Here is a 15785-nt window from a genome sequence, read left to right as displayed (position 1 = left end):
AACTCCAAACTCCAAACTCCAAACTCCAAACTCCAAACTCCAAACTCCAAACTCCTAACTCCAAACTCCTAACTCCTAACTCCTAACTCCTAACTCCTAACTATTTACAACCTTGGACTACATCTATCTTCACGGCTTTGCTTCTAGCCCTAATTCTGCCAAAGCGCGGGATATAAGCGATCGCTTTACCCAAATTCACACAAAGCTGAAAATTCCCGATCTCAATGCTGGCGATTTTTCTCAGTTGACAATCACTCGTCAGATCGCTCAAGTTGCCGCCGAATTCAACAATGATTCTACACCAGTAACACTCATTGGCTCAAGTTTGGGTGGTTTGACCGCCACCCACTTGGGACAGCAAAATTTACAAGTGCAACGCTTAGTTTTGCTAGCACCAGCTTTTGGGTTTTTATCCCATTGGTTGCCCAAGTTAGGGGATGAAGAAGTACAGCGTTGGCAGCAAGAAAAATATATTATGGTCTACCACTATGGGGAAGAGCGATTAATTCCTTTAAGTTACGATTTCGTCATAGATGCTGCCCAATACCAAGAAAAACTTTTGCAACGTCCTATCCCCACGCTAATTTTGCACGGCAAAAAGGATGAAGTCATTCCAATCGAAGCTAGTCGTGACTTTGCGCGTTCTCGTCCTTGGGTGGAGTTAGTCGAACTCGACAGTGACCACGCCTTGGCTAATGTTCTGGAAGAAATTTGGCAGGCAATTCACCTCTTTTGCCAATTACCTTAAAGCTGTAAAATATTAAACTCACACATAACTAATATCCTGAGTCATTTGTCCTTTGTTAGTTACTAATGACCAATGACTAATGACTAATGACTAAAACTATGCTTCCCTTCATCCGGTCAGATTTAGCCCAATTCACCGCCTATAAACCCCACCCCAGCAGCGATACAGCCAATTCTGTCCCCATACAGTTTGATCGGCTAGATACAAATGAAAGCCCTTACGATTTACCACCTGAGTTAAAAGAGAAGCTGGCATGGACGTATCAGCAAGTAATTGAAACAAATCGTTATCCCGATGGTGGACATGAAACACTTAAGGATGCGATCGCACAGTACGTCAATGAATCAGCCGCCCCCTCATCATCCTTGTTTACTGCTGCCAATATTTCTGTTGGCAATGGTTCAGATGAAATTATCCGCTCTTTATTAATCGCCACCTGTCTAGGAGGAGAAGGTTCAATTCTCGTTGCCAATCCCACTTTCTCTATGTACGGGATTTTGGCACAAACTTTAGGCATTCCTGTAGTGGCGGTGGGGAGAAATGAAACAAATTTTGAAATTGACTTAAAAGCTGCACAGTCTGCGATCGAACAAACTCAAAATCCCCCTATTCGCGTAGTTTTCGTAGTGCATCCCAATTCGCCGACTGCCAACAGCTTAACTGCGGCAGAGTTGACATGGTTAAGAAGTTTGCCACAGCATATTTTGGTAGTAATTGATGAAGCTTATTTTGAATTCAGCCAAACTACCTTAGTAGGTGAATTAGCACAGCATCCGAATTGGGTGATATTACGTACTTTTTCTAAAGCCTTCCGGTTAGCATCTCTCCGTGTTGGTTATTGCGTCGCTCATACTGAAGCGATCGCCATCTTAGAAAAAGTTCGCTTACCCTACAATCTCCCCAGCTTTTCCATCGCAGCAGCATTAGTTGCTTTACAAAACTGCACACTCTTGCTCGAATCAATTCCTCAAACCCTGAGCGAACGAGCCAAACTCATCGAAATTCTATCCCAGCAACCAGAACTACAAATTACCCCAAGTGCTGCCAACTTTATTTACCTGCGTCTTCAAGCAAATAGCTTGAGTTCACAAGATGCTGTATTAAAAACTTTCCATCAGAAACTTAGGACGCTGGGTACTCTTGTGAGACACATTAGCGGAGGATTGCGAATTACCGTCGGAACCACAGAGGAAAACGCCCGCACCATAGATCGAGTCCAAGCTGCTTTGGCAAATTTTGAATCTTAGCTGGATCAGCAGAAGCCTCACACTCACTTTTAGGAGTTGTGAGATGAATGCGAGTGAGGTGACGACTATCCCTTTTTGGATGTGTAAAGCACGGAAAAAAGGGATGTGGAGGAAACGAACAAATCTAAGTTAAAATTAATAAATAGGGGCGGTAGGGCATTCCATCTCTTTAATAAAGCTACTCGCCTCCTAAGCAATAGCCGGATTGGGTGAGAAGCCTACACTGCAAGCAGTGCAGTCCGTGTAGGAGTATGTCACTAATTCACTCAGTAATTAAACCTGCTGTTCATATCACTGCCCAAACGGCGTACTATTCCTACTGTTTGTGGCAGTACACCTACCAAAAGAGCAAAGGCAACATCCGGCAAAAAAGCCACTACTTCTGGTGGAAAGTATTGTTCAAATTGATCGAGAATCTTCTGAACCCGCTGCCCAGGCAGTGGGTTTTCAGTTATTTGTTTGATTAATCGAATCCACTGTCGCCTAATCAAGTAAGCTTTCTGGCGTTCTTCATTAGATTCGGGAGTTAATAAAGACAGATTACCTATGGGCAGTGCCCTTTGGCAATCACAATCGTAATCCCCACCCACAGCAGCCCCAGGCCCAGCAAACTCTGCATGGTAGCGTTTAAAGAGTATTAATCCATTCCGCCTACGACTATTGACGATAAAAACTTCTCCACTGTGCAAACGTGTAAGGATATCCGAGCCTTGTGACTGCTCAGTTCCGTCTGACATGACAACAGAATCAAGGAAACTTGTTTCAGGGTAATAGGTTGATACCATAGAGGTCTGATAGCGTTGATGCTGTTCGCTATCCATGTTTTTTAAAGTTTCAACGAATGTGGTAGTAGTATGCACTTCAAAACTTAAATAAGTGTTATGTCAAATCAGGTTTTTGAATTCTTTTATTATCAAGAGTTTTTTAGTCAAGTGAACTAAAACAACAGTATATAGACGTTGTTTCAGTAATCGAGTCATTATATTTTATGAGATATAACTAGATTTGTCTGTAAACTCTAGTAGTGTTTTCTTAAAGTTTTTATAAAGATCGATATCTTAATTACAAAGTTATTATGATGAACTGATGATTTTTTTAAGCGTATTTTCGCGTATGCTCCCATTGTAATCCATATCGAATACTTGAAAATATTTGTTAACGATAAGTCCAAAAAGACAAAACTTAACATTTTATAATGTTAAAAATCTTTGCCAAAAAGAGACTTTGTTTTTTGAATAATCAATAATATTTTTCGGAACCAGTCTGATTAGAATATTCTTCCTAAAAAGAATTACCAAAAGCGATGTACATAGATTTTTAAATTCATGCTTCTTAGTTTTTATTTAGTACATTGTGGCAGAAGTTTCTCTACCACTAACCAATTGCTTGAGTAACGGGTTATCTGTTTTATTGAGATATTGGCTGGATTTCAGGGGTGCTGTACTAGATATTTAGCTTATACCAATTCTGCATGAAGATGCTACATAATAAGACCTGTCTGTAGTCCACCCGATGCTTTGGGGGACAGCGTAGCCGGGGGGAAATATATGCAGCTTCACAAAAAAACGGTATTAGGTTATTTTGTGTTTAATTACCGCTATGAGTTACAGATTTTATCCAAATTGCAACACAAAACTTGACAATTACTAAAACAAAATCTTAGATGATGGAGTCAGCACTCAAGTGCTTATGCAATAACATCTGGCTTGAGCGTCTTAGAAAAAATGTATTCCAATTCGATTCGACTTTATGCACCCGATATCCCAGCTTGAAATAAAGCTGTCTTGCTTGATGGTTATTTTCTAAAACATGGAGATATAAGTCTTTAAATCCCCACTCGCGAGAAACTTTTTCACAGCTAGTAAGTAATCCTGAAGCCACACCATGTCTACGGTATTTTGGGTGAACCGCTAAATTAGATAAGTAAGGAAAACCTACGCCAACCTGACTCCAAGAATCACTGTAACGTACACCCAGTTCCACACTTCCCACTAAATTATTAGCTTCACCAGTAGTAGCTTCAAAGGCGACTAAACAAACATGACGAGGCGCAGGTGATGCCATGCGATGCCTTAAATCTTCGTAAATACCCAGACGTAGCAATGGGAAAGCCCATCCCCATATACCCTTATGGGAGTGAAAGCTTTCAGTAATAATTTGGGCAACACCAATCAAATCAGCAGGTGCAGCTGTACGAATTTGGAATTGGTAGGAAGCTGGATCGATTGGCTGTTGGTGGTATGGGTGAAAAAACCGATATTTCAAGGCTAGTTTAGTATTGATTTTATTCTACGAAAATTTTCTCAAATATCCGAAAACACCATTTTAACTAAATGAAAACTTAATTGCTGCTCAGGAGATTGAACTGACTCAATATCGCTAATTCGCTTTTGCTTGTGGATCAAACAAAGTTTTATACTTTAGTTTGAGGTTTTTTCAAGATGCAGGAGCAAGGGACGCTTTTAAGCGAGGAACTTAGGTTATGGAAGCTTTGTATCTTGGGCATTGGGAAATCTTACCCATGCCCCATGCCCCATGCCCTAAAACTCCATCCCGCAAGTGGCGTGGAGTTTTTTATTCACTTCTTTCCTCCAACAATAACTGCCCTCTGCGGCTCGACTGAGCGATCGCGATCGTTGAGCGTCCTCTTGCTTTCTCTTATAACCTGCATTTTTGAAAGAGTCTTAGGAATTACAGCTCCATAAATCTATAAACTTCAATTCAGTAGGTTCCGGTGCATCCCTTGTTTTCGGTTGGCAGGATATCAGACTGATTACCACAAGAAAATCTGTAAAGTAATATAGCTTTGCATGAGTGAGCAGAGAAATAGCATAACTTGCCCGTAGGCGGCACTTACAAAATTGTTAAGTAAGTACACCATCGCCAAACTCTGGTTCAAACCACCCTTGCTTACAATACTGGACTTTTTTTGCACTTGCCACTACACTGACACTACTTTGCTACTAAGTTATATGAATAGGCAATACATATACTGGTACAAGAATCTTAAGGTTCCCTAATCCCTAATCTCAAACTTTCCAACCACTACCACTTGTCTGAATGATAGTTCTGATTGCTAAATTAGAAAGAGGTATTTGTCTAATAGTATACTTTGGCTTTAAATCTTATTTTTTTGATTTTGCTGACTCCACCATGACTATCATAAATAAAATTTACCTGCAAGTGTTAGTACAACTGCTGCGGAGGGAAAACTTAATATGCAGCTTCATCTGGATTTTTAAGCTAGCTATGAGCGCTGTGTGTGGTATCAGACATTGCTCACAGGAGGTGAATGAACATTTGGCAAGCAAGCATCGACTCTGTAACACTAAAACAGACTATGAAAGCAATTACACTGCACCAAAGCAAACAGTAATCGGCACAAGCCATTGAGACGAATTACTGTGAGCAAATGCTCCTACACTCAGCAGTCATGTAGCCAACCAGCCTTATTGGTCGAAATGCTCTGCTCTCACCTGACTCAGAAAAATCCTTACCTGATCAGATTATTCTTTATCCGACTGCCGTTGCAGCAGGAAAGCGGTGCATGAAATCCCAAGCAAACAGTAAGCCTAAAATTTTGGTTGTCGATGATGAACCAGACAACCTTGACTTGCTTTACCGCACTTTCTATCGCGACTATAAGGTGCTAAGGGCAACCTCTGGTCCTGCGGCCCTTGATCTGCTGGCTCAAGAGGGAGAGGTCGCGGTGATCATCTCCGATCAGCGGATGCCGATGATGAGCGGTACAGAATTTTTGAGCCTCACAGCAACTCAATATCCAGATATTATTCGGATTATTTTAACTGGCTACACCGATGTCGAAGACTTGGTGGAAGCAATCAACGCTGGTAAGGTATTCAAATATGTCACTAAACCGTGGGAAGCTGAAGAACTTAAAGCAGTGGTACGCCAAGCTTTGGATACCCACAATGTTCTCAAAGCCAGAACCCGCGAACTCACCCGCACACTCCGTCAAGAATCGCTGCTGAATACCGTTACAAATACGATTCGTAGTGCTTTAGACTATAGACAAATTTTGCAAGCAATTGTAGACACAGTGGGTCACATGTTGGAGGTGGATGTCTGTCTGTTGCGTCCCTTCCAAGATGACCAGTTGGCGGATAAAGGATTTATTTATCAGAAGCCTCTTTCTGAAGAAGCAGAGGAGCAGGGGAGCACAGGGGAAGTAGCACTAAATCTTTCTCCTCTGCCCCCCATCTCTTCTGCTCCCCATCCTCTTGTTTCCCCTCAGCCCCTTTTGGATCAGACAGTCTGGGAAACCCGCGAAGTCCAGGTAATTCACGATGCCATCGATGATGAGCGGATTCATGGTAATACTGCCGAACTGCACGAGCGTGGGGAAGCTTTTGCTGCTGCTAATATTCGTTCTAGTTTAATTGTGCCACTGATCTGCCAACAAGAACTGATGGCAGTATTAGCACTGCACCAGTGTTCTCAGCCTCGCCTCTGGGGGGAGGATGAGGTGCAGTTAGTTTTGATGGTAGCGGATCAGGCAGCCTTAGCTTTATCTCAAGCTTATGCTTATGAACAAGTACGTGCCCTTGCCAAGCGAGAAGCCCTAATTAACACGATTACGAGCGCGATTCGCTCTAGTCTAGATCCGCAAGATATCTTTGCGGCCATCACCCAGCAATTGGGACAAGCTTTACAAGTCGATGGCTGTGTCCTGTCTTTGTGGACAGAGGAAGATGAGTTTGTTGAGTGTGTGGGCTTGTATGACAGTTTTCAACATCTAGAAAATTTACGCTTGCCAGCCCCAGATAATCATTCAAGTGGCAATAATCACCTACCAACCCAGAGATTACCCTATTCTCAAGCATCTATACAGGAGAATCCCATCCTCCAACAAATGCTACAGACACATGAACCTGTGGTCATTGGTAATGTGAGTAATTCTCCCTCAGATGTGCGGGGTTTTGATTTGCCTTTAAAAATACCTGCGCGATCACTAATGTTTGTGCCATTGTTGGCTGACGGTAAATGTATCGGTAGTATTACTTTGCATGAAGGTAAAAAAGTACGCCAATGGCTACCTTCTGATATCGATTTGGCGAAAGCAGTAGCAGCACAAGCAGCGATCGCTGTCCAGCAGTCACACTTGTATGAAAAAACTCGGCAACAAGCTGAACGCTTACTAGAATTAGACAAACAAAAAACCGAATTTTTCCAAAATATTTCCCATGAGTTTCGCACACCGATTACCTTGATTCAAGGGCCTTTAGAGTCGGCGGTGGCGGCTGGTGAAGGATTATCTTACTCCCAAAGTGCGATCGCTCTGCGTAACTCCCGCCGCCTGCTGCGACTGGTAAACCAACTCCTGGATTTACAACGCCTAAATGCGGGGAGAATGCAGCCTAGCTTCCATCCTTGCGATTTAGTCGAGTTTGTCAGCCAAATTGTGGAATCTTTTCGTCCCTACTGCGAGAAAAAGAGACTGCATCTCGTCACCCAGTTAGATGAATGTTCTACGGTGTACCTAGACATGGAAAAATTTGACAAGGTGGTTTATAACCTCCTGTCAAATGCCATGAAGTTTACTCCCGAAGGTGGCACGATTAGTGTCAGACTAAAATCTGAGCGCGATCGCTGCGTCTTGCAAGTACAAGATACTGGAATTGGCATTGTTAGAGAACAAATTCCCCACCTATTTGAGCGCTTCCGCCAAGCTGAAGGTTCAGCAAATCGCTCCTATGAAGGCAGTGGTTTGGGTTTAGCTTTAGTTAAAGAATTGGTCGAATTACATGGTGGTCAAGTCACCGTGGAATCAGTTTACGGCCAAGGCACTACCTTTAGTTTATGGCTTATGAGTGGAAATGCTCATTTACCCCCACAGCAAGTACTAGAAACGCCTACCGAACTGAATACGAGCCGCGCTAGCGTAGAATTGGCTGATTTAGAACTAGTAGAGTCAACAACAGACAATATTGAAGATATTACAATAAACTCCCCCAGTAGTATTGATACTCAAGACTCAGTACATAAGACTCAGCACTCAATTTTAGTTGTAGATGACAACCCAGATTTGCGAACCTATGTCTCTGAGATTTTCCGTCGCAACGGTTATCGTGTACAGACAGCTCGTAACGGTCATGAAGGGCACAGTAAAGCTAAGGAAATTCTACCCAGCTTAATTGTGACTGACTTAATGATGCCCTTAGTGAGCGGACTTGAGATGATTCAGTTGATCCGCAGTGAGGAGAAATTGAAAGGAACACCAATCATTCTGCTGACAGCGAAAGTAGATGAAGAAACCCGCATCGAAAGTACAGAACATGGGGCGGATGCTTATTTAGCAAAACCATTCAACGATCGGGAACTTTTGGCGGAAGTTCGGAATCTTTTAGCGTTGAAAGAAAATGAGCGGCGAATCGTGGAGTTAAATACTTATCTCACAGAATCGGTGCTAAAGCGCTTTTTACCGGCTGTATTGGTGCAAAAAGCCGCAACCGGAGATTTGACGTTAGATTTACGCCCAGAACCACGCTTAATTACAGTTTTGTTTAGTGACATTGTGGGTTTTACACAGCTATCCAATACTCTCAGATCCCGACGAGTTGCAGAGTTGCTAAATGAATATTTAGAAGCTATGACCAAGGTTGTATTTGGTAATGGCGGCACTGTAGATAAATTTATGGGAGATGCTATCTTAGCTTTATACGGAGCGCCTGAAGAACTAACCCCCAATGAACAGGTGCGTCGTGCTATTAATACAGCAAGAGCAATGCACCGCTCACTGGCTGTGTTAAACGAACGCTGGCGAGAGCAAGGTGTATTCGATGGCGACAGACTTACTAGCGTACAGTTTCGGTGTGGTATCCACCAAGGTACTGCTGTTGTGGGGATGTTTGGTAGCGCTGAACGTGCCGATTATACTGCTATTGGCCCAAGTGTAAATATCGCTGCCAGGTTGCAAGCTGCCGCTGTTCCCGGTACGATCCTGGTTTCTGCTGCCGTGGCAGATTATTTGCAGGAAGAAGAAATTACTAAAGGTAGTCCGCTAGAACTTAAAGGAGTAGATGAAACAGTTTTGACTTTCGCTGTTACACCAGAGATTATGGTTAATCGCTAAAATTTAGACTGGTATTTGAAAGCATTATCAATGAGTAAGAGTGCCTAATCATATCCAGTTTATATAATATGACACCATCGGTTGCAGACAAAACTCCAATTCCAGCCAAGGTCTGGAGACGACACACTGATCCCCCAGGTTTGTGGATTTCTGTTGTTGTAGGTTCAGTCTCTCTGCACTTGCTGGTGTTTTGGCTGATGCGCTCATCTAATGCATTTAGTCTGTGGTTTCCCCAGCAAAGTCAATCTGCTATTCCTATTGAATTGATAGACATTGCTCCCAAAACAAAATCAATAATCAAATCAAAATCAACAGCCAAAACAGTTTCGTCAAAGCCATTATCCTCACCTCAAAAGTCTGTACCAGCAGCACATCCACTACAGACAGGACGAACTACGCCCAGAAATCAAGATTTTGGCGTCATAAATTCTACGGATAATCCCCAGAAAAAGAGCCGAACTGACGCTTCTCAAACTAATCGCAAACTCTTTAGACGACAGATAGTTCCCAGGCCAAAACCAACACCTACAGCCACACCAAAACCAACACCTACAGCCACACCAAAACCAACACCTACAGCCACGCCAAAACCAACGCCTACAGCCACGCCAAAACCAACGCCTACAGTTCCAGTTGGTAATTTACCTTGGAAGCGCCGTCAAGAAATCAAACTGGGAAAGGGAAGGCCACTACCAGCAGGTATTCCATCAAATCGACCAGTTTTAGAACCTGAAAATAGAGAAACTCCAGCAACTCCGACTAGAGAAACTCCAGCAACTCCGACTAGAGAAACTCCAGCAACTCCGACTAGGGAAACTCCAGCAACTCCGATTGGGGGAGCATCGGTAGCAATAGTAGCTCCTTTATCTAGAGATGAAGTGATTAGCTTGATACAATCAAGAGGATTTCGACAAGATGCTCTACCCGACGTTATCGCTTTATACAAGGGAAGCAACACAAAACAATTAGACTCAAGTTTTCTTGTACAGAATTCTGGACTTAAACCGGCACAGCTCTTGGCTAGCTTAATAATTGATAGCAATGGTAACTTTAAACAGGCTGTAGTTCTAGAAATACAACCAGCAGCACTGCAAAGTGAAAAAACCACATACGAGCAAGTCCTCAATGAAGTTTTCAAAACAGAAAACTTTCTTCCTGCCCACAATAACGATGGCAAAAAACCAGGCTTGAGCAATCTGTATATCAGAGTCACAATCCAAACTGCCAATTAAAACTAAATGCTTGATTTTTTACATAAGCTGTGTTAAATTCATAGGGTTGGAAATACGCGGGCGTAGTTTAGTGGTAAAACTATAGCCTTCCAAGCTATTAATGCGGGTTCGATTCCCGCCGCCCGCTTAGAATAAACCCTCAAATATACTAACTAGTGCCATCAGTAAGGTTAGAAAGACGCGATCAATCACCGTCTCTACAGGGGATTTATCCGTCAATTAGTTCTTGACAGACTACTAGTGGTCTGTCAATACTGTCCGGTTAAGACAAAAGACGGGATGAATCGCCGTCTCTACAATAATTTCTTGAATCTTTGCACTCTACAATTTCCATCAAAAAACCTTAACCGAACCGTATTGAGTGGTATGTCCCATTAAATACAATGGGTGAACTCATTCTTAATTTTTCTTCCTTTGCGACGGCAGTCGCTCATGGGGGAAACCCCCAAGACCGCGCTGCCTCCTCTTTGCCTCCTTTGCGGTTCGTTCTCTTAACTCTCAAAATTAATGGGACAGACCACTAGATACTCAAAGCAGCAAAATTTCAGGCAGGGTGAGAAACCAGGACTGTGGGAATCACCCAATGCTTCTTAATTATTCTGAATTTAGAATTGCTGCTATGCTAATTGAGATTTTCTAGGCGAATGCGTGGATCGGCTGCTTTGAGCATCAAGTCGGCGATTAAATTGCCAATAATCAGCAGTACTGCACCCATTAACAAGCTTGCCATTAATAAATATAAATCTTGAGCTTGTAAAGCCTGTAAGGTCAATCTCCCTAAACCAGGCCAGTTGAAGAAAAATTCGGCGATGAAGGCACCATTTAATAAACCGGCTAATTCAAAACCCAATAAGGTAATTAAGGGATTTATGGCGTTACGGAGTGCATGAACGTAGATGACGCGGTTTTCTGGTAGACCTTTGGCACGAGCCGTTTGGATATAATCTTGACGCAGCACATCCAATAATTCGCCGCGAGTGATGCGTTGCAAACCAGCAAAACTAGTAATTGAGAGGGCGATTGTGGGTAAAATCATGTGCCAGCCGATATCTAAGATTCTGCCAAACCACGACAGTTCCGAGTGATTAATGCTAGTCATGCTACCCACTGGGAATAGTGGCGAGGTGATTTGGGCTAAAACCAGCAGCGCTAAGGCAGTGATGAAACTGGGAAAGCCTTGTCCAGCGTAACTGATCACCTGTAGAATCCGGTCTGCTGGTTTATTTTGTTTAACAGCGGCAAAGATTCCCAGCGGGATGGCGATCGCCCATGTGACAATTAAAGATGCGATCGCTAATAGTAAAGTTGCTGGTACTCGTTCCCACAACAGCGATGCCACTGAACGCTGATAAATAAAACTTGTGCCAAAATCCCCTTTGGTCACGATTCGCCATAGCCATAGCCAAAATTGCTCTGGCCAAGACTTATCTAGGCCAAATTGCCGCTTGATTTCCTCAATTCTTTCTGGAGATATCTTTGGATTTTGCCGCAGTGTATCTACATAATCACCAGGGGCGAGTTGAATGATAAAAAACGACAACGCTGACGCCAACAACAAAGTCAGGAGTGCCTGCAATAGCCGCTTTCCTACATAAACAAAAGTTTCGCTCGTGACTAGCCTGATTAGCCAATCCCGACCTGTCTCCAAGGAAATTTTTGTAGATGTCATTTATCTTTTGTCCTTTGTCCTTTGTCCTTTGTCCTTTGTCCTTTGTCCTTTGTCCTTTGTCCTTTGTCCTTTGTCATTTGTCAGTTGTTTTTCTATTGACCAATGACTATTGACCAATGACTAATGACTAATATTCAATTAAAGAGATAATTGGCACGTCCGGCAAATGTGTACGCCCTTGTAAATCCCGTAGCTCGATAATAAACCCAAACCCTACTAGTTCGCAGCCAATTTTCTGCACCAACTTTGCTGTCGCACTCGCAGTTCCACCTGTGGCAATCAAATCGTCCACAATCAAAACTCGGCTACCTTGGTGTAAAGCGTCTTGATGCACTTCTAGGCAGTCTGTACCATACTCTAATTCATATTCAATTGAGTAAACGGCTGCCGGTAACTTACCTCTTTTGCGAATGGGAATAAAACCAGCTCCTAATTTATAAGCCAGAGGTGAACCAAAAATGAATCCCCTCGACTCTATACCAATGACATAATCTACAGTTATTCCAGTTTCGCTGCATTTTTGTGTTAAAAAGTCAATAGTGTAACGCAGTCCTTCTGGATCGCGCAGTAACGTAGTAATATCCCGAAATAAAATTCCGGGTTTCGGGAAATCTGGGATGTCACGAACGAGAGACTTTAAATCCATAAAATAGTGAATTGGGAATTGGGAATGGGGCATAGGGCATGGGAGATGAAGGAGCAGGGGGAGCTTGAGGGGAGCAGGAGATAGATATGGGAGTAGGAAAGAAATAACTTATGCCCAATGCCCAATTCCCAATGCCCAATGCCTAATTTCAGATACCTGAAAAATCGTACACTATAATGTCATACGCTGGGGGTCGAGGCTGAAGCTTCGCCCTTTATTGACGATAATTAGAATCTAAACCAAGCTAGAAAAGGTATTGCATTAATAAATGAGGTGAATTTAGTGATGTTTTAAAATTTTGATTTCAATATAGGGAAAACTTTCAATAGAAAGAGTTAAGTAATGTATATATCAAGGTAGTTATGATACTGCTACAAGTCTAACGCTCAAGTCTTGACTACCGATCTTAAATTTGTTTTATCTAGTCTGTTGGAACCGCATAAGGTATTTATAGAATGAATGTCTCAGCAAGTTTAACGCCGTTCAACAGTCCAACCCAAGACTCGATGCCGATGATTCTGGACACTTTACCAGATCCGGCGATCGCTTCCAAAACCTGTCCTCGGAGAACCAGGCTGCAAATTGACCTGATTTTACTGGCAATTGAAGCTTTAGAGCTTGGTGGTTCGGAAGCAATCCTGGCTTTTGCTCAAGAGTTGGATCTTAAAGGAATTGTTAAAGACAGGGTGAATTTATGGCGGATGCGTAGCTCTAACCCGCTACGAAGAGCGCATATACGCCGTCCCTTAACTATTATGGAAGCGAAAGCTCTGGTGGTCATTGCTTGCTATATAGCGCGGCGTTTAACTGTTGTCATCCGCCAGTTATTAATGATATGTCAACAAATGGAAGAGAAGCAAATTCCATTAGAACAAAATTTGCGGCTATCTAATTACCTAGAGCGGTTTAGAGCGCATTTTAAAAGTCGGATGAATGCTCGGCGTTCTGGTGTACTAGCATTAACTTCTGATGAGAAATTAGATGCACTAGCGATAAATCTGTTAGGACAATTACTATTTTGTACTGGTACGGCTGGAATGCAGCGGTTCTGGATTAGTCTTTTTGACGGTGAAGTGGAATGAATATTCAACGTAAGTATAGTCTACCTAATTGTACACTTCTTTTAGAAGGGTTAAGTGATGTTACTAGGGCTGCACAGTTCCAGGAAATGCGCCCGGAATTGTCAATATTGGTAAATGCAGAATGCTATTTATCTGGCTACAATCAACCCTTAACGGGAGGGCGGGAATTTTTTGAAAGTTTGGTAAGGGCTGTTAGTGGCTACGCCCAAGAATTTTTAAGTAGTGTACCCAATCCGCAGGCACACAATCAGGAATCGGAGCTAGTAGAGTTTCAAAAAATTGACAGCAACCGACATCGGTTAATCATACATTCAGAAAGCGCTCCAGAGGGATTTGAGTCTCACTCTAAGAATTCCAAACGTCCGCCTATTGAAATAGATTTGAATACAGTGCAGTTGTTTGATTTGGTAGAAGCAGTAGATCAGTTTTTTGCTGATACCCAGACCTTACCAGAATTATCTCTAGAACTACAACCAGTTACTAGACGCTATGGCGGTGCTAGTCAGGCTTTGCTCAGGCAGGCTGTTCCTGCGGCTGTGGGAGTATCAAGTTTAGCAGTAGCAGCGATCGCATTTAACTTGATTCCACCTCCCCAAATTCGTCCACCACAGCCTAAGGTAGATGAGCAAACTAGCTCTACAACAAAGAGCCTCACTCCTCCAGTATCAGCGACTACAACTCCCATTGTCGCTGCGACTCCCACACCTACACCTACAGCTACAGCTAATACAAAGCCAGTAGTTAAAGATTTAGAAGCACTTTTAAATACAGTTCCAGAAATTACTGATCCATCCCAGCTGCGTGCATTGAATCGTCAAGTGTATAACCAAATTCATCCAGCTTGGACTAAACGTTCAGGATTGCAACAGGATTTGATCTATCGTTTGGGTGTAGCTGCCGATGGAGCGATCGTTGGTTATAAAGCGGTGAATAAGGAGGCTAATCAAGGAGTTGGGCAAACTCCTCTGCCTAACCTACTTTACAATCCTGCTAACCGCGCTCCCATTTCCAATGAACCGATCGCCCAATTCCGAATAGTGTTTACTACAAGTGGTGTGCTGCAAGTCAGCCCTTGGCGGGGATATGCCAGGACACCAGAAGTAATGGGTGCAAAAATTACTGATTCTAAGATAACGAAAGGTTTAAATCAAAAGCTTTATAATGCAGTTCGCCAAAGCTGGAGTGGCACTCCCACCTTTACGCGAGATTTGAAATATCGAGTAGCGGTCAACAAAGATGGTGTAATTGCTGACTATGAACCACTCAACCAAGTTGCCTTTGACTATTTTCGGGAAACACCTCTTCCCAAGATGTTTAATGCTATCCACGGTTCCAATGTAGCTGCTCCCAATACTAAAGAACCTCTGGCTCACTTCCAAGTGATATTCAAGCCTAGTGGCATGTTGGAAGTTACTCCTTGGGAGGGATATCAATAATTGGAGAATGGGGAATGGGGAGATGAGGGAGATGAGGGAGATGAGGGGTATGGGGCATTGGAAGAGAATTAAGTTGCTGCTATTCCCAATTCTCTATTCCCTATTCCGGGGTATGAGTATCATCGGATACTGTTGGCAAAAGTGTTACAAACACATAAACAAAAGTGTTACAACTAAAAACTGCAACGGCAGATTGAAGGTTTGAACTTACATAATACTTTCACATACAAGTATGTATTACATTCGCCAACGGTATCATCATCGGAACAGAAAACCCAGTTAAGCTTAAAAGCCTTATTAGATAAAGATTCTCCTGATAACCAAGGTCATTGACGCTCTGCTGATCGTCGAGTCACTACTCAACGATAAAATAAGGGTTTCAGCTTCTAAAAATGCTTGTATTGCTTATGTAATATCTCTTAACCCGGTTTTCTGAGTGAATGCTAATCATACCCCTATGACTATTGTTTTCATTGCATCCCTCTTATTTGAGTAATTACTCAAAGTATTAAAACATAAGGCGGGGCTTTGCAAGTTTTTTTACAGAAAACTTGACACATTGCGCGAAGCACCTTTTTCACCCCTAGCTGTCTCCCCTTGTCTCCTCTTGATTGAGATGGACTGCCAAACAA

10 protein-coding genes and 1 tRNA gene are annotated in these 15785 nt (G+C 42.7%); 7 read left to right on the top strand and 4 right to left on the bottom strand.

The window, feature by feature from the left end; genetic code table 11:
• Positions 1–112: 112 nt before the first annotated feature.
• Both V7K67_RS13840 and V7K67_RS13835 read left to right on the top strand, forming a co-directional pair.
• Positions 113–748, top strand: coding sequence for a YqiA/YcfP family alpha/beta fold hydrolase (locus V7K67_RS13840; protein ID WP_334731408.1), 636 nt, complete (start codon positions 113–115; stop codon positions 746–748).
• A gap of 98 nt (positions 749–846) precedes the next feature.
• Positions 847–1995 (top strand): histidinol-phosphate transaminase, encoded by a 1149-nt coding sequence (locus tag V7K67_RS13835; RefSeq protein ID WP_334731409.1) that lies wholly within the window; start codon positions 847–849, stop codon positions 1993–1995.
• 266 nt (positions 1996–2261) lie between these two features.
• Here the strand turns inward: V7K67_RS13835 and V7K67_RS13830 are convergent, their stop codons facing one another.
• Together V7K67_RS13830 and V7K67_RS13825 are read right to left on the bottom strand one after the other, a co-directional pair.
• Entirely contained in the window at positions 2262–2816 is a 555-nt protein-coding gene (locus tag V7K67_RS13830; RefSeq protein WP_334707496.1) for a hypothetical protein, read from the bottom strand.
• Positions 2817–3654: 838 nt separating this feature from the next.
• Positions 3655–4278, bottom strand: coding sequence for a GNAT family N-acetyltransferase (locus V7K67_RS13825; RefSeq protein ID WP_375495856.1), 624 nt, complete (start codon positions 4276–4278; stop codon positions 3655–3657).
• 1264 nt (positions 4279–5542) lie between these two features.
• Between V7K67_RS13825 and V7K67_RS13820 the strand changes: the two genes are divergently transcribed.
• From V7K67_RS13820 to V7K67_RS13810, 3 genes are all read left to right on the top strand, one after another.
• Complete coding sequence (locus tag V7K67_RS13820; RefSeq protein ID WP_335166974.1) at positions 5543–9088, top strand: response regulator; 3546 nt, start codon at positions 5543–5545, stop codon at positions 9086–9088.
• Between the two features lie 68 nt (positions 9089–9156).
• Positions 9157–10320 carry a hypothetical protein gene (locus V7K67_RS13815; protein WP_335166972.1) on the top strand — a complete coding sequence of 388 codons (1164 nt, stop codon included), beginning with the start codon at positions 9157–9159 and terminating at the stop codon, positions 10318–10320.
• A gap of 56 nt (positions 10321–10376) precedes the next feature.
• Positions 10377–10447: transfer RNA gene (locus tag V7K67_RS13810), tRNA-Gly, on the top strand.
• A 495-nt stretch (positions 10448–10942) separates the two neighbouring features.
• On the opposite strand, the gene V7K67_RS13805 is transcribed toward V7K67_RS13810, so the two are convergent.
• Both V7K67_RS13805 and V7K67_RS13800 read right to left on the bottom strand, forming a co-directional pair.
• Positions 10943–11989: an ABC transporter permease gene (locus V7K67_RS13805; RefSeq protein ID WP_334707489.1), complete on the bottom strand. Its 1047-nt coding sequence runs from the start codon at positions 11987–11989 to the stop codon at positions 10943–10945.
• 127 nt (positions 11990–12116) lie between these two features.
• Positions 12117–12635, bottom strand: coding sequence for an adenine phosphoribosyltransferase (locus tag V7K67_RS13800; RefSeq protein ID WP_334731403.1), 519 nt, complete (start codon positions 12633–12635; stop codon positions 12117–12119).
• Between the two features lie 455 nt (positions 12636–13090).
• Here V7K67_RS13800 and V7K67_RS13795 point away from each other — a divergent pair, with 455 nt between their 5' ends.
• Both V7K67_RS13795 and V7K67_RS13790 read left to right on the top strand, forming a co-directional pair.
• Positions 13091–13717 carry a DUF3038 domain-containing protein gene (locus V7K67_RS13795; protein ID WP_334731402.1) on the top strand — a complete coding sequence of 209 codons (627 nt, stop codon included), beginning with the start codon at positions 13091–13093 and terminating at the stop codon, positions 13715–13717.
• The gene (locus V7K67_RS13790; protein ID WP_335166969.1) at positions 13714–15153 is read left to right on the top strand and encodes a DUF4335 domain-containing protein; all 1440 of its coding nucleotides are present in this window, start codon (positions 13714–13716) and stop codon (positions 15151–15153) included. Before V7K67_RS13795 ends, V7K67_RS13790 begins: the two co-directional genes overlap by 4 nt.
• Positions 15154–15785 lie beyond the last annotated feature (632 nt).

The sequence above is a fragment of the Nostoc sp. genome, from assembly GCF_036917155.1.
Taxonomy (GTDB): Bacteria; Cyanobacteriota; Cyanobacteriia; order Cyanobacteriales; family Nostocaceae; genus Nostoc.
The sequence above is the reverse complement of the archived record's forward strand: the minus strand, read 5'-3'. Positions and strand labels throughout refer to the sequence as shown.

Bases quoted from the DNA above. Each gene is read 5' to 3' on its own strand.
- V7K67_RS13835 (WP_334731409.1), top strand. From the start codon at position 847: ATGCTTCCCTTCATCCGGTCAGATTTAGCCCAATTCACCGCCTATAAA.
- V7K67_RS13830 (WP_334707496.1), bottom strand. From the start codon at position 2,816: ATGGATAGCGAACAGCATCAACGCTATCAGACCTCTATGGTATCAACC.
- V7K67_RS13820 (WP_335166974.1), top strand. From the start codon at position 5,543: ATGAAATCCCAAGCAAACAGTAAGCCTAAAATTTTGGTTGTCGATGAT.
- V7K67_RS13815 (WP_335166972.1), top strand. From the start codon at position 9,157: ATGACACCATCGGTTGCAGACAAAACTCCAATTCCAGCCAAGGTCTGG.
- V7K67_RS13805 (WP_334707489.1), bottom strand. From the start codon at position 11,989: ATGACATCTACAAAAATTTCCTTGGAGACAGGTCGGGATTGGCTAATC.
- V7K67_RS13800 (WP_334731403.1), bottom strand. From the start codon at position 12,635: ATGGATTTAAAGTCTCTCGTTCGTGACATCCCAGATTTCCCGAAACCC.
- V7K67_RS13795 (WP_334731402.1), top strand. From the start codon at position 13,091: ATGAATGTCTCAGCAAGTTTAACGCCGTTCAACAGTCCAACCCAAGAC.
- V7K67_RS13790 (WP_335166969.1), top strand. From the start codon at position 13,714: ATGAATATTCAACGTAAGTATAGTCTACCTAATTGTACACTTCTTTTA.